The sequence below is a fragment of the Microcoleus sp. Pol10D4 genome (assembly GCF_036701555.1).
Taxonomy (GTDB): domain Bacteria; phylum Cyanobacteriota; class Cyanobacteriia; order Cyanobacteriales; family Microcoleaceae; genus Microcoleus.
In genome coordinates, this window is sequence record NZ_JAUBRA010000012.1 from 98,556 (window position 1) to 118,023 (window position 19,468).

Annotated in this window: 19 protein-coding genes; 8 read left to right on the forward strand and 11 right to left on the reverse strand. The window is 47.3% G+C overall.

Annotated features, from left to right (window positions below):
* The first annotated feature begins 13 nt into the window (after positions 1–13).
* On the forward strand, positions 14–1,030 hold the full coding sequence (locus QUA36_RS09505; protein WP_333457043.1) for a J domain-containing protein: 1,017 nt from the start codon (positions 14–16) through the stop codon (positions 1,028–1,030).
* A 171-nt stretch (positions 1,031–1,201) separates the two neighbouring features.
* Here the strand turns inward: QUA36_RS09505 and QUA36_RS09510 are convergent, their stop codons facing one another.
* From QUA36_RS09510 to QUA36_RS09535, 6 genes are all read right to left on the reverse strand, one after another.
* Positions 1,202–1,477 carry a DUF1816 domain-containing protein gene (locus tag QUA36_RS09510; RefSeq protein WP_333370602.1) on the reverse strand — a complete coding sequence of 92 codons (276 nt, stop codon included), beginning with the start codon at positions 1,475–1,477 and terminating at the stop codon, positions 1,202–1,204.
* Positions 1,478–1,743: 266 nt separating this feature from the next.
* Positions 1,744–2,034, reverse strand: coding sequence for a DUF1816 domain-containing protein (locus QUA36_RS09515; RefSeq protein ID WP_333159422.1), 291 nt, complete (start codon positions 2,032–2,034; stop codon positions 1,744–1,746).
* A gap of 235 nt (positions 2,035–2,269) precedes the next feature.
* Positions 2,270–3,025: a DUF2993 domain-containing protein gene (locus tag QUA36_RS09520; RefSeq protein WP_333159424.1), complete on the reverse strand. Its 756-nt coding sequence runs from the start codon at positions 3,023–3,025 to the stop codon at positions 2,270–2,272.
* 128 nt (positions 3,026–3,153) lie between these two features.
* Positions 3,154–3,747 carry a pentapeptide repeat-containing protein gene (locus tag QUA36_RS09525; protein ID WP_333159426.1) on the reverse strand — a complete coding sequence of 198 codons (594 nt, stop codon included), beginning with the start codon at positions 3,745–3,747 and terminating at the stop codon, positions 3,154–3,156.
* 101 nt (positions 3,748–3,848) lie between these two features.
* The gene (locus tag QUA36_RS09530; RefSeq protein ID WP_333159428.1) at positions 3,849–5,258 is read right to left on the reverse strand and encodes an HD domain-containing phosphohydrolase; all 1,410 of its coding nucleotides are present in this window, start codon (positions 5,256–5,258) and stop codon (positions 3,849–3,851) included.
* 144 nt (positions 5,259–5,402) lie between these two features.
* Positions 5,403–5,681, reverse strand: coding sequence for a hypothetical protein (locus QUA36_RS09535; protein WP_333457046.1), 279 nt, complete (start codon positions 5,679–5,681; stop codon positions 5,403–5,405).
* Between the two features lie 455 nt (positions 5,682–6,136).
* Here QUA36_RS09535 and QUA36_RS09540 point away from each other — a divergent pair, with 455 nt between their 5' ends.
* Positions 6,137–7,594, forward strand: a complete 1,458-nt coding sequence (locus QUA36_RS09540; protein WP_333457047.1) for a CHASE3 domain-containing protein — start codon at positions 6,137–6,139, stop codon at positions 7,592–7,594.
* An 81-nt stretch (positions 7,595–7,675) separates the two neighbouring features.
* Here QUA36_RS09540 and QUA36_RS09545 read toward each other — a convergent pair whose 3' ends face one another.
* Positions 7,676–7,858 (reverse strand): hypothetical protein, encoded by a 183-nt coding sequence (locus QUA36_RS09545; RefSeq protein ID WP_333457049.1) that lies wholly within the window; start codon positions 7,856–7,858, stop codon positions 7,676–7,678.
* Positions 7,859–8,275: 417 nt separating this feature from the next.
* Between QUA36_RS09545 and QUA36_RS09550 the strand changes: the two genes are divergently transcribed.
* The 5 genes from QUA36_RS09550 to QUA36_RS09570 all read left to right on the forward strand — a co-directional run bounded on the left by QUA36_RS09550 (position 8,276) and on the right by QUA36_RS09570 (position 17,419).
* Positions 8,276–11,041 (forward strand): HAD-IC family P-type ATPase, encoded by a 2,766-nt coding sequence (locus QUA36_RS09550; RefSeq protein ID WP_333457051.1) that lies wholly within the window; start codon positions 8,276–8,278, stop codon positions 11,039–11,041.
* 763 nt (positions 11,042–11,804) lie between these two features.
* A complete protein-coding gene (locus tag QUA36_RS09555) occupies positions 11,805–13,190 on the forward strand; it encodes a CmpA/NrtA family ABC transporter substrate-binding protein (RefSeq protein ID WP_333309944.1) in 1,386 nt (461 codons plus the stop codon).
* A gap of 79 nt (positions 13,191–13,269) precedes the next feature.
* Positions 13,270–14,112: a nitrate ABC transporter permease gene (ntrB, locus tag QUA36_RS09560; RefSeq protein ID WP_333309946.1), complete on the forward strand. Its 843-nt coding sequence runs from the start codon at positions 13,270–13,272 to the stop codon at positions 14,110–14,112.
* Positions 14,113–14,386: 274 nt separating this feature from the next.
* Positions 14,387–16,387, forward strand: coding sequence for a nitrate ABC transporter ATP-binding protein (locus QUA36_RS09565; protein WP_333457054.1), 2,001 nt, complete (start codon positions 14,387–14,389; stop codon positions 16,385–16,387).
* 186 nt (positions 16,388–16,573) lie between these two features.
* Complete coding sequence (locus tag QUA36_RS09570; protein ID WP_333082180.1) at positions 16,574–17,419, forward strand: nitrate ABC transporter ATP-binding protein; 846 nt, start codon at positions 16,574–16,576, stop codon at positions 17,417–17,419.
* Positions 17,420–17,571: 152 nt separating this feature from the next.
* Here the strand turns inward: QUA36_RS09570 and QUA36_RS09575 are convergent, their stop codons facing one another.
* The 4 genes from QUA36_RS09575 to QUA36_RS09585 all read right to left on the reverse strand — a co-directional run bounded on the left by QUA36_RS09575 (position 17,572) and on the right by QUA36_RS09585 (position 19,130).
* Complete coding sequence (locus tag QUA36_RS09575) at positions 17,572–17,772, reverse strand: hypothetical protein (RefSeq protein WP_333457056.1); 201 nt, start codon at positions 17,770–17,772, stop codon at positions 17,572–17,574.
* Positions 17,773–18,015: 243 nt separating this feature from the next.
* Positions 18,016–18,555: a DUF6745 domain-containing protein gene (locus QUA36_RS09580; protein ID WP_445301426.1), complete on the reverse strand. Its 540-nt coding sequence runs from the start codon at positions 18,553–18,555 to the stop codon at positions 18,016–18,018.
* A gap of 28 nt (positions 18,556–18,583) precedes the next feature.
* Entirely contained in the window at positions 18,584–18,793 is a 210-nt protein-coding gene (locus QUA36_RS31325) for a hypothetical protein (protein ID WP_445301427.1), read from the reverse strand.
* Positions 18,780–19,130: a hypothetical protein gene (locus QUA36_RS09585; protein WP_445301428.1), complete on the reverse strand. Its 351-nt coding sequence runs from the start codon at positions 19,128–19,130 to the stop codon at positions 18,780–18,782. The genes QUA36_RS31325 and QUA36_RS09585 overlap by 14 nt, the downstream gene beginning before the upstream one ends.
* Before the next feature lie 155 nt (positions 19,131–19,285).
* Here QUA36_RS09585 and QUA36_RS31330 point away from each other — a divergent pair, with 155 nt between their 5' ends.
* Positions 19,286–19,435, forward strand: coding sequence for a DUF6888 family protein (locus QUA36_RS31330; protein ID WP_445301429.1), 150 nt, complete (start codon positions 19,286–19,288; stop codon positions 19,433–19,435).
* The last annotated feature ends 33 nt before the right edge of the window (positions 19,436–19,468 follow it).

The window sequence follows — 19,468 nt, forward strand, 5'->3', positions numbered from 1 at the left end:
AGGGGATTGGTTAATGTCTGCAACAGATTTTAAAGACTATTACGCTATTTTGGGACTCAACAAAAGTGCCAGTTCTGACGAAATTAAAAAAACTTTCCGCAAACTAGCCCGCAAATATCACCCGGACATGAACCCCGGCAACAAAGAAGCCGAAGCTCGTTTTAAAGAAGTAAACGAAGCTTACGAAGTGCTCTCTGACCCTGAAAAACGCAAAAAATACGACCAATACGGTCAATACTGGAAGCAAGCTGCCACAACTCCAGGCGGATGGCCACCAGGCGGGGGCGGTACGACTGTAGACTTTGGCGGGGTTGACTTCAGCGAGTACGGCAGTTTTGACGAATTTATCAATGCCTTGCTCGGCCGCGCAGGTAGCCCGGGCGCTAGTGGTGGTCGCAACGGTAAGTGGAATTACAGTAACTACCGCACTAGCAGCGGCGGGCCCACCGGGTTTGGCGGATTTGAAGATTTCGCGGGGTACGAAAACCGCACCGCCGGAAGCTCTCTCGACACCGAGGTCGCCATTTCCCTGACTCTAGGGGAAGCATTTCGGGGAACTTCTAAGCGAGTCGCCACGGGCGAAGTTTCGATTCCAGCCGGAGTGAAAACCGGCAGTAAAATTCGGGTAAAAGGCAAAGGCCAAGTTGACCCGTACACCAAGCAACAGGGAGATTTGTACCTAAAATTAGAAGTGTTGCCTCACGCTTTCTTCCAGTTTGAGGGAGAGAATTTGGTCTGCGAAGTGCCGATAACTCCCGACGAAGCGGTGTTGGGAGCTTCCATTGAAGTGCCGGCGCCTGAAGGTATGATCACTGTGAAATTTCCAGCCGGGATTCGTTCGGGTCAGTCTTTGCGATTGCGGGGCAAAGGATGGCCGAAACCGAAGAAAGACGAGCGGACTGATTTGTTAGTAAAAATTGCGATCGTGACACCGAAAGAAATTAGCACTGTAGAACGCGAATGCTATGAAAAAATCAAAGCCAATCGCACTTTTAATCCCCGGAGCAATTTAAACCAAGCGCTACTTTGAAAAAACTTGCATTGCTCGTACAAAACAAAATTAGGAAGAGGAGCGAATCATCCCTTGGGTTTAGGCGGGTTTACAAATATCCTGGCTCTGAACTCATCGATATTATTGGTGAACCCGCGCCCGAGGAGATTTAGGTTGATAAACCTATTCATAGTTGAGCATTCCACTTTCTCAAGACTCTTCGCTAGCTTTTAGCTGACTTGGTTGGCGACCTTGCTTGATGTTGATGCTAATGTTTTTAGCTCCTTTCTTTTCCAAGTCTGTGATGTAGGCGTTAGTGTTATTAGAAGCTTCATCCTTGCTGTCGTAGGGGCCAAAGTAATAGGTGTGCTTGGGCGAATCTGTGTCAACTTCCACCCACCACTCGCGACCTCTACCGCTGGCCATCGGTTGAGTCAGTATCGAAACCGCCGCCAGGAACATACCGAACATATAAATTTCAAACATAATTCACCTCTGCAACAAGTTAAGCAGTGTTTACTCTTCTCAACTTATCCGGGCAAATAACTCGATCGGCTCGTCCTTAGTGCTGATTTGACGCAGGTAATTTTTGAGAGTTGGTGCTGTCTAAAATCAGCATTTCGGTGGAGAAGAGTTTTAGACTGGGTGGCTGTAAGTGACTGCTAGACATACAAAGTCGGCAAGGTAAGGAGTAGAAGAAGAGTGTGTTTATATTATTGTTGAGGTTTGAGTTAACTCAAAACTCAACATCCTTAAATCGCTACAGTTTCTGAGAATTCTTCTTCGCAAATGGTAAGATGCGAAGGCTGACAGCGTTTGATGCGGATGCTAAGCCTTTTGGCTCCCTCGCTTTCCAAGTCTTCTATGTAGCCGGGAGTATTGCTGGAAGCTTCTTTGTCGGTGTCGAAGGGGCCAAAATAGTAGGTACAGTGGGGCAAATCGGTGACAATTTCTACCCACCATTTCTCAGACCGGCGGTGGTTCGACCCGGCAAATACGGACAAGACTGCGACGTAGATACAAAATAAATAAAATCCGAGCATCTTTATTCTTGAGGGTGGTTTAATTTATTATTTAAATATATCAAAATAATTTGCCCGACCGAATCAACCTCAGTGCTGATTTTGCGTCGATCGACTTTAGATGTGAGATTTTAGATCTGAGATTTTTCTTCCCATCTAAAATCTAAAGCAAAACCCGCCGGTGCGGGTTGTTTGCTAACTGAAAAATGCTCTTTTTCCAAACTAGATGGCTGGGCAAACCTCAGCCTGCTGAGGTTTAGCGCTTGCCTTTGGGGAACTGTTCGATACCAGCCCAACCGTAGAAAACCAGCTCGTCGTTCTGAACTCGGCAGCGGTCTACTCGCAGTTGAGTGCCTTCTAAGGCAAATTTGTCTAAGTCTAGCAAGTTATTTACGTGGGCAATTATAGCTTGGCCCAAGTCTACTGCTTGCTCGTCACCGCCGTAAGTAACGCTGACAAATTGGATTTTGCGTCTGTCTTCTACTTGCAACTGAGCTGTAATATCTATTGTGACCGGTTCGCTGGCATCGCCTACGGTAATTTCGGACTGAAGCCGAATTGATTTGTCGGTTCCGAAGCTGACTTCAGTGTTTTGAAAGTGCAGAGATTGCTCTTGGTACTTCAGCTTCTGGAGTTTTTCAACTACAAAAGGTGTATTGAATGAGGTGGTTAAATCCGATCGACTTAAGACTACTCGCATATTTGCCTGGGTAGGCTGCCGCAATTTCACTTGACCTGCAAAAATCGCCCCAAAATCAATTGAGACTGCTTGCAGATAGAGTTCCATCACTTCTATGCGGAGGCCGTTGTACATCAACATACCTTTGCCAACAAAGTCGAAACCGTCGATGCTTCCCTGCAAGAGTTTGGCTACTGGTTCGACTCGGATGTTGGCCTCGGCCTTTTCAGAACGCTTGAATAAGGCTGCGATCGCAGCTCCTGCTACTTTACTAACAAGGCGATCGCCACTTTGACCTTGAAAGGATGTACCGCTAAACAAAGCTGCTACCATTTATTCGTTTGCTCATCTACAGTCGCCATTATAACCCTATATTAAGAAATGTAAAAATCGCTTGTGCTTATTCACTCTATAAGCAGATCTTGTTTTTTTGTCTGTCTTCAAAACAACATTGTTGAAATTTAAAGGCTCAGGGGGGTGCCTTCGAGACAAGCGCGATCGAGCAACGCTCCATCCCAAAGGGTTTGTTCGATCCTGGCGCAAAGCAAATTAGCCCCTGTCAGGTTAGCGCCCCGCAGTACGGCTCCATTCAGGATCGCTTCTTCCAAGTCAGCTCCCGACAAATCAGCGCCGGACAAATTGGCATGGCTCAAATCGGCACCAAGCAAAATTGCCCTAGCCAAAGCAGCGCCCCGCAAATCGGCACCGCGCAAATCGACACCGCTCAAATCCAAATTGCCGATGGATGCCGCCGTCAAAAAAGCACCCCCAAAACTTGCGTCGCGGACTAAAGCGTTAGCGAAGGAAGCGCCCCGCAAATCGGCATTGCGAAAATCTGCGCCTCGCAAGTCAGCACCGCTCAAGTCAGCACCTCGGAGGTTGGCTCGCAATACGGCCCGCTGCAAGTTAGCGCCGGCGAGATTAGCTCCACTCAAGTTGGCTTGAGACAAGTTAGCACCGGCGAGATCGGCTCCCGCTAAGTCTTTGCCGGCTAAATCAGCGCCGGCCAACATCAAAATTTTGCCTTTGCGTATGGCTTCGAGGTCATTAGTCATTAGTCAGTTGTCAGTTGTTGGTTGTCAGTTGTTGGTTAACAGTCAACAGTCAACAGTCAACAGTCAACAGTCAACAGTCAACAGTCAACAGTCGAGTTATTTTATAATGCCGGAGCGGCCGAGGTCGTTCGATCGCCCTCCTCCAACCACACGTTAGGCAGTTGGCTTGGGCGAGTTGGTAACTCCATCAAACCCATTTCTGCCAGCCTGACGACGTTGCCCAGAGTTTCCACCAAAGCCGGATCGAAGCGAGTGCCGCACAGTTCGCGGCACTCTTCCAAAGCTTCGCTCAAACTCAAAGCCGCACGATCGCCACGCGGTTGAGTCAGTTCTTGAAAATAAGCGACCAACCCCAAAATCCGCGAAGCAATCGGTATCGCTTCCGCTCGCAAACCCTCTGGCCTGCCGCTGCCGTCCCAATATTCAAGTTTGTACTTGACAATTTCGGCAACAGGTGCTAACTCCGGCATTGCTTGCAGCAGTTGGGAACCGATGAAACTGCGATCGCGCCAAAATGAGAAAGTTGCTTGGTCAAAAGCATCGGGAGTGCGATCGAACACCTCATTCGGGGCAGAAACTAAGCCGACTCGAAATAGCAATCCAGCCAGCCGCAGCCTCCGCAACTGCAAAGCCGGCAAATCCAGCAGTTGACCCAAAGTTTCCGACAAAGCCGCCACCTGCAAAGACGCTGTAGGATTTGCGGTATCGCGTTCGTCCACGCGCTGGGCCATCCGCAGAAAAGCTTGAAGTTTGTTAGCGTTCAAATTGCGGCTGACGCGCAAAGCTTGACCTTCCAATTCCCACAACTCGCGGGTTTGGCGGTTAATTGCTACCATTTGCTGCTGAGAACTTTGCAGGTAAGTGACTATCCGCGATACCACGCCACTAATGTCTGCCAAGGGCGGGCCTTTGGTAGCCAGGATTTCGTGGTACATTTCCAGCAAACTGTCGGCCAGGGGGGAGTTGTAATGTCGCGTCTGTTCTATAAAAATTTCTGCAGCAGCCGACACCAAAGACTGGTCAAACGACCACAAACCGTAGAACTTTCGTTCTGTATCTACTTCCGGCTTGCCTTCTGGCAAGTATTCCTGGTCTGAAAGTTCGCGGCAAAGCACCATTGCTTTGTATGTCGGGGCGAGGATGATTAAATTCCATTCTTGGATTAAGGGGTCGATCTCATCGAGATTTATTAAAGATACATTTTCTAATTGCCCGGTTTTGTGGGTAGCGAAACCGCTGTCGGCTACTGCACCGATGACAACGCGCCGAGAGGCATTAGCAATATCTAGGTAGCGATCGGCTTCCTGTAAATACCATTTACCCTGCTGAAACGTTACCAAAACTAAGGGTTGGAGTTCGCTTTTGTCCCCGCCACTGGTTTGCAAAATGTGGTCTTCTAGGGCGTGACATAGGGCTACTAGGGTGTTTTTGAAGTATACCCCGTAGCTAGAAGGCAGTTTTCCGTCGGGAAGTGTAGCTTGTAGTCTAGCGAGAGTTGATTCTGAATTCATTGCAAAAAGCGGTGCCGGCTCTTACTTATTGTAGCGGGCGATCGAACTTCTCGAAAAGACTTTTGGCAAAAATCCGAGTTTTTGATTTTTCACCGCTTCGCCACCGAGTCAATCGATTTTAGATTTTAGATTTTAGATTTTAGATTAAATAATTGAAGCATTGACCCCACCGATAAATTCGGCGACTTTTTTATCGGATACAGGTTTTTTATTTCTGGGTCCTGAGTCTCCGAAGGAATGAATCCGGGGGCTTGTATCCTGGATGCTGTCGGTCAAAACGATCGCAGGCGATGGCATCGCCAAAGCCAAGGCGATCGAATTTCTGCCCTTAAACAAATCCTCTTGTGTAACGGGCGATCGAACTAACACCCGCCCGAACCGCATTCCCCAGACTAACAGCAGCGAACCCAGCAGCAGCGTCACTACTATTTCTATAAGTTCAGAATATGGTCGCTTAACTAGGTTTTAACATTTATGCGATCGACTTGAACCCCAATCAATAATGAGAGAGAGGAAGAGTGGGGGAGAGAAGTTGACGATGTTTGGGTTTCGTTCCTGAATTTCCCGCTACAATCGAATAAACAGGATTTATCCCAAATCCAAGCAGGCCAAACAACTCTTAATCCTAAAGGCTTGACCTGCATCGCTTGCTTGACATTAAGTTTTGCCAGATTTTTATTGATGAGTCTGAGTCAATGGTTGAGTTGGTAAAGCAAAGAAAGCAAAAAGAAGCGCTGGATTTTTTTACGAAAAAACTGGCATTAATTATGAATTAGTATTAGGGATTAAATAACTACTTTGGTAAAAAAGATCAGCAAATTATTGATGCTGTAAATTTCCCCACAAAAGTCAACAACGAATCAAGGAGTAAAAGTGATATGTGGCAAAATATTATTCGGCTTAGTAAAGTAGTTCCCTTGGGCTTCGGCTCCATTTTTTTGTTAATGATTAGCATCGGATTTGCCACTAAATTGAGTATGGATAAGTTAGCAAAAGCTATTGAGTGGCAAACGCACACTTATGTAGTCCAGACAAATTTGCAAGCCCTAGAAAAAACTTTATTGGATGCTGAAACAGGACAGCGAGGGTTTATATTCGCTGGAAAGGAAGAATTTTTAGAACCTTACAAAAAGGGGACAGTCGCTTTTTATAAAACAGTAAATGAGACCAAATACTTAGTAAAAGATATCCCTAAACAAGTTAAAACTTTGGAGGAAGTTGAAAATTTGGGTCAGCAAAAACTCGATGAATTAGCGGAAACTATATCCCTGAAAAGGGCTGGTAAAGAAGCAGAGCTAAGAGCATTGGTGATTTCAGGTAAAGGCAGGATGTTAATGGATGAAATTAGGGATAAGCTGGGAGAAATGCTTAAGGTAGAAGATGCTTTACTGGTTCAACGAACAAAATTAGCAAAACAGTCGGAGCAATTAGCGGTGATTGTTTCTATAGGAGGTACGGTTGTTGCTGTAGTATTGGGTTCATTTATTGTATTATTTATTTTTAATAAAATTATCCGACCAATCAATCAGGTAGCAAATACGATCGCCAGTTCTTCCACAGAAATTGCGGCCACAGTAGAACAGCAGGAACGCACAGCCGCACAGCAATCGAGCTCTGTAAATCAAACTACAATCACAATGGATGAGTTGGGCGCGGCTTCCCAACAATCAGCCCAGCAAGCCCAAGCTGGTGCGGAATCTGCACGGCAAGCTTTAAAGAGCACTGAAAGGGGAACCCTAGCAGTGGAGCAAACCCTGGAATCGATGATAATATTGAAAGAAAATGTCGGGGCAATGGCGGCCCAAATTCTGAAATTGAGCGAACAAACCGATCAAATTGGCAATATCTCTACTGATGTCACAGATTTAGCAAATCAAACAAATATGCTGGCACTAAATGCCTCAGTAGAAGCAGTCCGAGCGGGTGAAAACGCCAAAGGTTTTACTGTCATAGCCACAGAAATCCGCAAACTAGCAGACCAAAGTAAGAAATCAGCCGAGAAAATTAATCGACTTGTCGATGATATCAAGACAGCGATAAATTCCACCGTAACGGTGACAAAGGAAGGTACTAAAACAGTAGAAAAAGGAACCAAAATCAGTCAAGAAACAGCAGCAGCTTTCTCGGAAGTAGCAAATGCTGTTAACAATGTGGTATTGAACAATCAACAAATTTCTCTAACTGCTCAACAACAAGCAGTTGCTATTAAACAAGTAGTGGAGGCGATGAACAGCCTCAACCTAGCGGCAAAAGAAACCGCTAGTGGTATTACTCAAACCAAATTAGGCACTCAACAATTGAACGAGGCAGCCCAAAATCTCAATTCAATTGTCTAAAGGGCGCTCAATCTTTTGGGCTAGCAGATTAGCAATTTATAGCATTGAGTCATGAATTGATCTCGCGGCAGTCCAAGCTTGTCAAACAGTCGGCATCCAAGTCAAAACGATCGCAGGCGAGGGCATAGCGAAAGCCAGGGCGATCGAATTTCTGCCTTTAAACAAATCCTCTTCTGTAACGGACGATCGAACTAACACCCGCCCGAAGCGCATTCCCCAGACTAACAGCACCGAACCCAGCACCAGCGTCACTACTATTTCCATAAGTTCAGAATATGGTCGCTTAACTAGGTTGTAACATTTATGCGATCGTCCGTGGGGCAGCGGAGGAGGAGGAGAGAGTGGGGGAATGGCAGCATTTTTCTTTTGCCTTCTGCCTTCTTCCCTCTGTCTTCAACCACACCTAAAATTTGCAAAATGTCAAGGGATTCGATCGACTTTTCCCCACCTTAGCCACCAAGTCCCAAACAAGATTTAGCGCCGGAAAAAATCCCCCAAATATCTTGCCACAAACGGCCACATCCGTTGTATTATAGATGTAAGTCACAGCCCGTTAAAGTAATCAACCAAAAATTAAGCCGCTCAATATATTCACGCTCCAACGAGCGCTGAGTTGTATTGAGCGTGCCTATTAATGAGCGATCGAAGCTCCTCACACACCCCAAATATTCAGGAAGAATCATGCCATCAAGATCCGCCAACGATGTAGACGTAGCAGAGCAATATTGGCACTACCTAGAAATATCCAAGGTTGCAACAATCTTAGAAACCAACCTGGAAAGCGGTTTAGAACCAACAGAAGCCAACCATCGCCAACAGAAATTCGGGTCCAACGAACTAACCGTTAAAGCAGGGAAACCAGCCTGGTTAAAATTTCTCCTGCAATTTAATCAACCCCTCCTGATCATCTTGTTGAGTGCAGGTTTAATCAAAGCAGTGATCGGAGAATGGCTAAACGCTAGTGTAATTTGGGGCGTAACCACCACCAACGCTACTATTAGTTTCATCCAAGAAGCTGGAGCAGAGAAAAAAATTGAAGCCCTAGCCCAAGCTGTCACCACTGAAGCCACAGTTATTCGGGGCGGCAAAAAATTAAAAATTCCCTCCAAAGAACTCGTTGTCGGCGACTTAGTAACCCTGACTTCCGGCGACAAAGTACCGGCAGACTTGCGCTTAATGAAAGTCCGCGACTTGCAAATCGACGAATCGGGACTCACCGGGGAATCAGTTGCTGTCGAAAAAGAATTAGGACAGTCTGGAGACATAGTTCTGCCAAAAGAAACGCCACTAGCAGAACGGGATAACATGGCCTATGCCGGCAGTTTTGTCACATTTGGCCAAGCTAGCGGCATCGTAATTGCGATCGCCAATAAAACCGAAACCGGCAAAATCTCCCAACTATTAGATCGGCACATCGACCTCACCACCCCCTTAACCCGCAAATTCAACCAATTCAGTCAAAACTGGCTGTTATTCGTGTTGGGAATGGCAACCTTGACCTTCGCCGTCAGATTGGGCAGACCTGTCCCAGAGGGAGTTTCAGCCTTTAAAGAAGCAGTCGAACCCGCTGTCGCGCTGATTGTCGGCGCAATTCCCGAAGGCTTACCCGCCGTCATTACCGTCACCCTAGCCGTAGGCGTTTCCCGGATGGCAAATCGCCACGCGATCGTCCGCAAATTGCCCGCAGTGGAAACCCTCGGCGGCGCTACAGTCATCTGTTCCGACAAAACCGGAACCTTGACGGAAAACCAAATGACGGTGCAAGAAATCTATTCTGGCGGCGAATCCTACTCGGTTACGGGTACGGGATACAGCCCCGAAGGTGAAATTCAACTCAACCAACTGCCAATTACTGTCAGCCAAGCTCCAACTTTGCAAGAATGTTTACAAGCTGGACTCCTTTGCAACGACTCTCATCTGGAATTCAAAGACGATAATTGGATAGTCGTCGGAGATCCGACAGAGGGAGCGTTAATTGCTGCAGGCAAAAAAGCTGATTTGAGCCAGCAAATTTTGTCCAAGTCAATGCAGCGGTTGGATTCAATTCCCTTTGAATCTCAGTTTCAATACATGGCGACGCTGCACCGAACTCCCACTGGCAAAATTTTGTACGTCAAAGGTTCCGTAGAATCAATTCTCGGCCGCTGCGGTTCCAGTCTCGATACCCAAGGAAATCCGGTAGAAGTCGATCGCGAACAAATCCACCACCAAGTCGATGAAATGGCAAAGCAAGGCTTGCGCGTCTTGGCTTTAGCGAAAAAGCCAGTACCCGAAAGCCAAAATTCCGTCGATCACTCGGATTTGGAGTCAGGGCTGGTTTTCTTGGGACTCCAAGGCATGATTGACCCGCCGCGCGCAGAAGCGATCGCAGCCGTCCAAGCTTGTCAAACCGCCGGCATCCAAGTCAAAATGATTACCGGCGACCACATCGCTACAGCCAAGGCGATCGCCCGCCGCATGGGATTCCGCAAAACTAAACACCACAGAGAACTTGTAGCCTACACCGGCGCTCAACTCGCAGCAATGAGCAAGCAGGAACTCGGCGAAGCCGTAGAAGCCGGCTCAGTTTTTGCCCGCGTCGCCCCCGAACAAAAACTCCGCCTGGTAGAAGCTTTGCAGCAAAAAGGCGAAATTGTGGCGATGACGGGAGACGGCGTTAACGACGCGCCGGCGCTGAAACAAGCGGATATCGGTATTGCGATGGGCAGCGGTACTGAGGTTTCTAAGGAAGCCGCCGACATGATTCTTACCGATGATAACTTTGCGTCGATCGAATCTGCTGTCGAAGAAGGGCGCTCGGTTTACAAAAATCTGCTCAAAGCAATCAGCTTCATTCTCCCAGTCAACGGCGGAGAATCAATGACAATTTTGCTCAGCACCCTCCTAGGTCGAGAATTGCCGATTTTGTCGCTACAAATTCTCTGGCTGAATATGCTCAACTCGATCACCATGACAGTGCCTCTGGCTTTCGAGCCCAAGTCAGCGGGAGTCATGAAACAGCAGCCCCGACCGGTAAACGAACCTTTCCTGACTCAAAATCGGATCAAGCGGATCATCGCTATTTCTCTTTACAACTGGACTCTGATTTTCGGAATGTTTGAATGGGTACGCCAAGCTCCTTGGGGAACCTTGGAACTGGCCCGCACGATGGCGATTCAAGCTTTGGTAATGGGGAGAATTTTTTACCTGTTGAGTCTCAGCCAGTTGTTGCCTTCTTTGATTGCTAAATTTAGCGGTTCTAAGGAAGAAGTTAGTGGCGCCCCCGCCCTCGGTGTGGGAATTGTTCTGGCGATAATTTTGCAGATTATCTTTGCTAACTCTCCCTTTGTCAATCGCATATTTGAGACGGCTCCGATGAATCTGGATCAGTGGCTGATTTGCTTCGGTGTCGCTCTGCCAATGATCGGTGTTGCTCTCTCCGTCAACCGCTTTGATCCACCGAACTAATCGAACTTGTAGGTACTGCGACCGATTAGTAATTTCGGGTGCTTAGAAACCGGGTTTCTTGAAGAAACCCGGTTTCTCTGTTTTACAGAAATCGCAACTGAAAGCCCACGTCATATCATATCCGGTAAATTACTTACGATTAAGCGCCAATTTTAGTCCACCACTGAAAACCAGTTAACCCTTTGAAAATAGGCGAATCGTACAATGTTAATTTTTTCTGTATAAAAGACTACAATAGCTCTGAAGAAAAATAGACATATATTAACAAAGTAAATGTGCGGTAGCTGCGATGTTGGCAACTTATTGACAATAGAGTTGAAGGCTGCCCGATCGGCCTTCGTTACAACCTTTACCCAGCAAGTCTTAGTTTGAAGCAGTTTTGATAAGCCAACCAGCTCGCCCTTTCCAACGGTTCGTTATCGATAGCGTGATCCTAAAAGATTTACTTATCAATCAAATTTAATAATTGTTTTAGAATTTCTGCAATAGTACGGTAGAGTTAATTATCAAGCCAAGAAAATGTGCTGCTCGCTTTTTGGGAGATCGCACCGCTCGGCCGATCGTCGAGATATTGAGTTAATCAAAAGTGTAAAATCAGCAGGGATAGTTTAAAGACTTATGCTAGCTATAAATCTTTTGATCCCTCCTGCGAACCAGCGCCCAAAACAGTTCGCTAAATTCCATTAACGAACAGAAAAAAAGCGCATTGATAAACTTCAGTGATGTCGTTACAGAAGATTATGAATTGCAGCGAGGCTAGACTATGACAAAATTTTCAGAGCAATTTTCTCGGCGTAAATTTATCGTTACAGCAGGTGCATCTGCTGTCAGTTCAATACTGCTCAAAGGCTGTTTGGGAAATCCTCCAGAACCCGGTGCCACTGCTGGTGCTGACGGCGCGATACCCGCAGCTACCTCAGTAATGGCTGTTGCCAACGAGAAAAGAGTCGAAGGAATTGAAAGCACTAAAATCACATTGGGATACATCCCGATCGTCGAAGCAGCACCTTTAATCATTGCCCAAGAAAAAGGCTTTTTTGCCAAATACGGCATGACTGAGGTAACAGTTGCTAAGCAAGCCAACTGGGGTTCTGCCAGAGATAACCTAGAAATTGGATCGGCAGGCGGCGGCATTGACGGTGGCCAGTGGCAAATGCCGATGCCTTATCAAATTAGTAAAGGGTTGATTACCAAAAACAGCGTCCAAATCCCCATGTATGTTCTAGCCCAGTTGAACACTCAAGGAAATGGAATTGCGATCGCAGCCAAACACCGAGGCAAAGGCATCGGGCTTAAACTAGACCAAGCGGCCCAAGACTACATGAAAGGCCTCAAAAAAGCAGGCACGCCCTTCAAAGCAGCCTACACCTTTCCCAAAGCCAATCAAGACTTTTGGATTCGCTACTGGCTAGCAGCTAACGGCATCGATCCCGACACAGAAGCCGAGTTGCTAACAGTACCGTCAGCGCAAACCGTAGCCAACATGAAAACCGGCAGCATGGACGGTTTCAGTACCGGCGACCCCTGGCCCCTGCGGATCGTCACAGAGGACATCGGCTTCATGTCCGCCCTGACTGGCCAAATCTGGAAAGATCACCCAGAGGAATATCTCGCTATTCGTGGCGACTGGGTAGACAAACACCCCAAGGCCACAGAAGCCCTGCTAGCAGGACTGATCGAAGCGCAGCAGTGGTGCGACAAACCAGAAAATCGCCCAGAATTAGTAGCCATTACTTCTGGCAGAAACTACTTTGACGTAGCTCCGGCAGTTTTGACACCTCCCTACCAAGGCAAGTACCTCATGGGTGACGGCCAACCAGCGATCGACGATTTCAAGATGAGTCCGCTGTACTGGAAAGACGACCTCGGCAACGTTTCTTATCCCTACAAGAGTCACGATTTGTGGTTCTTAACCGAAAGCGTGCGCTGGGGTTTCTTGCCAACTAACACCTTGGCCGATTCTAAGACAATCATCGATAAAGTCAACCGAGAAGATTTGTGGAAAGCCGCAGCCAAATTAGCCGGAGTTGCTGATGCTGACATTCCGAAAAGTACGTCTCGGGGTGTTGAGAAGTTCTTTGACGGCACAGAATTCAACCCGGAAAATCCAGAAGCTTATCTCAAGAGTTTGGCAATTAAAAAAGTGTGATGGGGTCTTAGCTTCCCATAATTTACTCTCAAAGTTTAGTCTCGAAAATACACAGCACCAGACATAGGAGATTAGCAGCATGGCTGTAAGTACAAGTCGGAGAGGCGGCAATGCACAAGGAGCATTTGGCGAATTTTGGAAGAAGAATTCCCCAAATATCTTGCCGCCAATTTTAGGAGTTTTGGGCTTTCTGTTGGTTTGGCAATTCTTGTCAAGTACGGGACTGATCAAACTGCCGGGGCCGATCAGCATTTGGACGGACGAACGGACGCGGATTTTGTTGCTGTATCCTTTCATGAACTCCAAAACCTACGGAATTGGATTATTTTGGCAGACTTTGGCGAGTTTGGAACGGGTGGCAAAAGGCTACACTCTCGCGGCCATTGTGGGAATTGGTACGGGTGTTTTGGTAGGTACAAATCCTTTTCTAAACCGCGCTTTAGATCCGCTTTTTCAGTTTTTGCGGATGGTGGCTCCTTTGGCTTGGGTACCCATTGCCCTGGCTGCACTGCAACAAAACGAACCTGCTGCTTTGTTCGTGATTTTTATCACTTCAGTTTGGCCGATTTTAATCAACACGGCTGAAGGTGTTCGCCAAATTCCCGACGATTACAACAACGTGGCGAAAGTGCTGCAACTTTCTCGTCAGGAATATTACATGAATATTTTGTTTCCGTCGGCGCTTCCTTACATCTTCACAGGATTGAGAATTGCGATCGGTTTGGCTTGGCTGGCGATTATTGCTGCGGAAATCGTGATGTCTGGGATTACGGGTATCGGCTTCTTTATTTGGAATGCTTACCAGCAAAACTACATCAGCGAAATTCTGTTAGCGGTGTTCTACATTGGGGCTGTTGGTTTATTGCTCGATCGCATGATGGCTTGGTTGCAGCAAAAGATTGCTCCTTCTCAAGGAAAGTAGCTAATTAGATATGTTGACTGTTCACAGTTGACTGTTCACAGTTGACTGTTGACGGTTCACGGTTACAGCAATTACGAACTCCCTGGCTGAGAAACCTTTTTTTTTAACTGTTGTTAATGGATTAAAAAAAGTTTTTTGGTTGATTTAAGAAACAGGTTGCTGTCTCCAGTCATATATTAACTATTAGCTGTTATATATCAACAGCGAACAGTCAACAGTCAACAGTCAACAGTCAACAGTCAAATAACAAACTTACAAAAAAGGCAAGAAAATCATGTCTGTTTTGATTGCAGTAGAACAAGTCGGAAAAGTATTTAATTTAACAGACGGTGGCACATACATAGCCCTCAAAGGCATCGACTTAGAAATTAAAAAAGGAGAATTTATCTCCTTAATCGGACACTCCGGCTGCGGTAAATCTACGCTATTAAATATGGTGGCAGGTTTGGATCTACCCACAGAAGGATTGGTGACGATCGACGGACAAAGAATCACCCAGCCAGGCCCCGATCGCATGGTAGTATTCCAAAACTATTCGCTGCTACCTTGGCGGACGGTCAGAGAAAATATTACCCTAGCCGTAGACTCGGTAATGAGCGGCTTACCCAAAGCCGAACGCCTCGAAATCATTCAAAAACACATCGATATGGTGGGCTTGACGCCCCACGCCGAGAAGCAACCCGCACTGCTATCAGGCGGACAAAAACAGCGGGTGGCGATCGCCCGTGCTCTGGCCCTGCGCCCCAAACTGTTACTCTTAGACGAACCCTTCGGCGCTTTGGATGCTTTGACTCGCGGCAACTTGCAAGAAAAGTTGATGGAAATTTGCCAAGAGTACGAAATTAGTGCTCTGATGGTGACTCACGACGTGGATGAGGCGGTGTTGCTGAGCGATCGCATTGTCATGCTCACCAACGGCCCAGAATCGAAGATTGGCGGGATTCTCGAAGTAGACATCCCCCGCCCCCGCAAACGGATGGAAGTCGTCTCACACCCCAGCTACTACGCTCTACGTAGCGAAATGATTTACTTCCTCAACCAGCAGAAGCGCGTCAAAAAACTGCGGGCGCGGAAAGTACCCGCGATCGCCCGCCACGGCCTAGAAAAAGTCAACCTCGAACTCGGCTTTATTCCTCTGGCAGCCTGTGCTCCCCTCGCTGTCGCTAAAGAAAAAGGCTTTTTTGCCAAGCACGGTCTCGATGAAGTCCACCTCGTGCGGGAAACAAGCTGGCGCGGCATCGTAGACGGCATCGCCGCAGGTTACTTAGACGCAGCCCAAATGCCCTCTGGGATGGCGATGTGGTTGAGCTTGGGGGGCCACCAAGAGCAGCCGATTCCGACGGTTACAGCCCTCACCATGAGCCGCAATGGTAACGGAATTACCCTCGCGAGGCGCTTTTACGACCAAGGGATCTACACTCTGGCAGACTTTAAAAAAATGCTCCAGAGAACGCCCGCGCAAACCCACCGTATGGGCATCGTTCACCCTTCTTCGATGCACAACCTGTTGCTGCGTTACTGGCTGGCTTCCGGTGGCATTGACCCGGATCGCGATGTGTTGCTGAAAAATATCCCACCAGCTCAAATGATCGTTGACTTGCAGGGCGGCACTATTGACGGTTTCTGCGTCGGCGAACCTTGGAACTTGCGGGCATCGATGGAAGGAGTCGGCTTTACAGTGGCTACAGATTTGGAACTGTGGCCCGGACACCCCGGCAAAATTCTCGGAGTTCGGGAAGACTGGGCAAATGCTTATCCCAACACTCACATTGCTCTAGTCAAAGCTTTGCTGGAAGCTTGTCACTACTGCGCCGATCCAAATCACGCCGCCGAGGTTTCGGAAATTGTCGCGGGAAGGGAGTACGTCGCTACTGATAAGAGTTACATCCAACTAGGCGACCCGAGATCTGTTGCTTGCAACCTCGATACTCCGATGCGGGAATACGCCCACCACTTGTTTTCTGGAGATGGGGTGAATCGCCCAAGCCGCACCGAACAACTCTGGCACATGGTGCAGATGGCGCGCTGGGGCGATACTGTGTTCCCGCGCAACTGGGTGGAAGTTCTGGAGCGGGTGGTGCGAGTCGGTGCGTTCAGCACGGCTGCGCGAGAGCTGGGGATGGCTGATATTACTTATACTCGCGGTTCTCTCAGCTTGTTTGACGGCTCGGTGTTTAATGCTGACGATCCGATCGGCTATCTCAACAATCTGGCGATTAAACGCGATTTCACGATGGCGGAAGTTGTACTCGATTCCGGCCGCCGAGCTGCTTAGAGCGGTTTTTAGTTAGATAAAAACAGGGTAATTGCTAATTGTTAGTTGTTAGTTTTTAAGTGCTAATTGCTAGTGAGCAATTCCCTCTTCATGACCTCCGTTATATCCGTTACATCCGTTACATCCGTTACATAATCCGTTGCCGAACTTTCCTCGCAAATCACCCAATCACAATTTCCTAAACCCATGCTCAACACCACTAAAAACCAGACGAACACCAAAACTCAAATCCAGCCGGGAAAAGGCCGCCGCCAACCTTTTTTGGTGATGGACAATGTTTATAAAGTATACCCAAACGGTTACAGGGCTTTAGAAAACGTCAATCTGAATGTAGCTGAGGGAGAGTTTATTACTCTGATTGGACACTCGGGCTGTGGCAAATCAACACTGTTAAATATGGTGTCGGGTTTTAGCCATCCCAGCCAGGGCACCGTGTCGATTAACGGAGAGCGGATTACGAAGCCGGGCCCCGATCGCATGGTGGTGTTCCAGGGTTATGCTTTACTACCTTGGCGCACGGTGTTTGAAAATGTTTATCTGGCGGTTAATGCTGTATTTCCTGAGAAGTCGAAGGTGGAAAAAAATGCGATCGTCAAAGAGCATTTGGCGATGGTGGGATTGACAGAAGCTGCTGAGAAAAGACCGCCACAAATTTCGGGGGGGATGAAGCAGCGGGTTTCGATTGCCCGCGCTTTGGCAATTCGCCCAAAAGTGCTAATTTTAGACGAACCTTTTGGTGCTCTGGACGCAATTACTAAGGAGGAATTGCAAGAAGAGTTGCTGAAAATCTGGAACGATCACCGCTGTACGGTGTTGATGATTACTCACGATATTGATGAAGCGCTGTTTTTGGCCGATCGACTGGTGATGATGACTAACGGCCCGTCGGCGACAATTGGCGAAGTTTTGGAGATTCCTTTTCCGCGTCCGCGCGATCGGGTTCAAATGATGGAAGATCCGGAATACTACAATTTGCGGAACTACGCCCTAGATTTCCTATTCCGTCGTTTTGCACATGATCACGATGCCTAATCGGTTGGGAAATCAAAGTTAAAGAAGAGAATATGAGACTTATCGAACAAGTTTAATTCTTGTCGGCAGTAGGGGTTAGGCATCCTGCCGGCCCAAGACGAGCTTTTTTGCAGAAGTCTATTGAAAAGTTGAAGCCCCAGTGTTCCCCGATGTCAGGGGAACATCGCTACGGGCGCAATTTTCCCGATCCGGTTGGGTAAACTGAAGCTTAATGGTGGGCGAGAAGTTTTTTCGGACGTTCGGATCTTTTTCTGAGCTTTTACGTCTACCAGCGAAGAGACCCGATTGCCTAGCTGTCGGTAAGCTGGCATGAACAGAGCCCACCTTCGATCGAGGGTGGGCTTCTTCTTCATCTTATTAACCGTTTTTGGGCGATCGGTGGTTGGTGCATTCCACCCTTGGAAGTGGCACACAGTGGGACGTTGATTAGTGTTTGATGAATTAAGGCTTTTGTCAAAATAGCGGTTTTCAGTTGACTGAGGTACAGATATCGGGTAGGGAAACGGCTGATCCTAAGTCTGGCGCGGGTATCTGTGACTTTTAACAATTGGTATAAGACTAATGATTGTAGCAACACTTTTTTAAATTTGTATTACTCAGGTTTGCACGGAAAACTCCTCTGGGTCAATATCCCAATTTACCCAGCGAATTGCCTCTTTAGCAGATGTTACATCAGGCGGCACTCGCAAAGCGTGAATGTGTCCCGTACTCGGACAAGTCATTTTTAACAAATAAACTGGCTTTGCATTACCCATTTGATCAAAATCATCCTCAAACTCGATGGTTAATAAAGTGTATTCCTGCCAACAATCTAATTCTGTCACCGCTAATTCTTGACAAATGCGATCGTAACCAATGCCCTGAATTAATCCCCGCCGAACTTCTGCATTCTGTTCCTTCAACACCCACTTAAACTGCCACTCGTGCGGGTGCAGCCTGCCGTACCATTCGGGTAAAATCACGCCGTGATAGGCGTAAATCGAAAAACCGTCGGCAAATTGTACCGCTGGTGTTCCTTCGGCGTGCAAGCGGTGGTTGCTGTCTGCAGAAAGTGCGATCGGCTTTTCGTAGACAATGCAAACTTTGTCATAGGGATAAATCAAGCCGCAATCCCGGACAATGTATTGAAAAACCATCCAATTTCTGCCGTAGGAATGAGGTAAATTAAGAACCAAAATGCAAAAATCCCACAAACTGCCAAATGATTTCCGGTGCTTTTTTGCCGATCGCACTGTAAGCCGATTTAACTGTTTCCGCAGCTTGCGAGCGATTTATCGGGCCAGTGGAAAGCGATATCGCTCTCCACTTTTCCCGATAAACTGGAATCAAAGCTGCTTGTTCTGGCGTTAGTTTTTTAATCTTAGTCTGCGACATACCTCCAACCTTGCGGCTCATATTCCCGCTGAATTCGCACCATCCAATTACCTTCGGGAATTGCGATCGCATGGTGTTCTTCGTGACTCAATAAAGCTGTCGGTGAAAGCACCCGCAAGTACAGAGTGCCGTCTTTTTCATAAAGTTCAGCTTGTCCCTCAATAATCTGGTGAGAATGTCCGGTGACTTCACCTTCGGCGAGAGTTAGGTGAGATTTTTTTTCTCCTTCGATTTTCGGTACGGGGGTGAGAATTACGTCGCCTTGTCGGATAGGTTGCATAGGTTTTTTATCCATTTTGTTTGCTGGTGTCGGTCGATCGAGCTTTTCTACCGCCACTTTACACTACATTCGTAATACATGGCTGTCAAGAGCCACAAACCAAATTCCATAACTCTTTGCTGCACTGATAGACGTTATCTTCGAGGGTGAAAGTGCGATCGCAAACAGGAATGCTACAATAGATGCCAGTTTCGAGAAAGTTTTAGGTTTGGATGCCTACCTACGCGCAGCTAGAGGGTTTGTATCGAGTTAGTTACTACTTGACATATTTGGCATTACAACCTATTCACCTCATCTGTATTGACGAGAGAAGCAAAAAGGGAGCATCCCGCTTTTTAACTAAGCATACCTACCCATTTTAATCTCATTATTTAAATATGCACATCTGAGTCTTA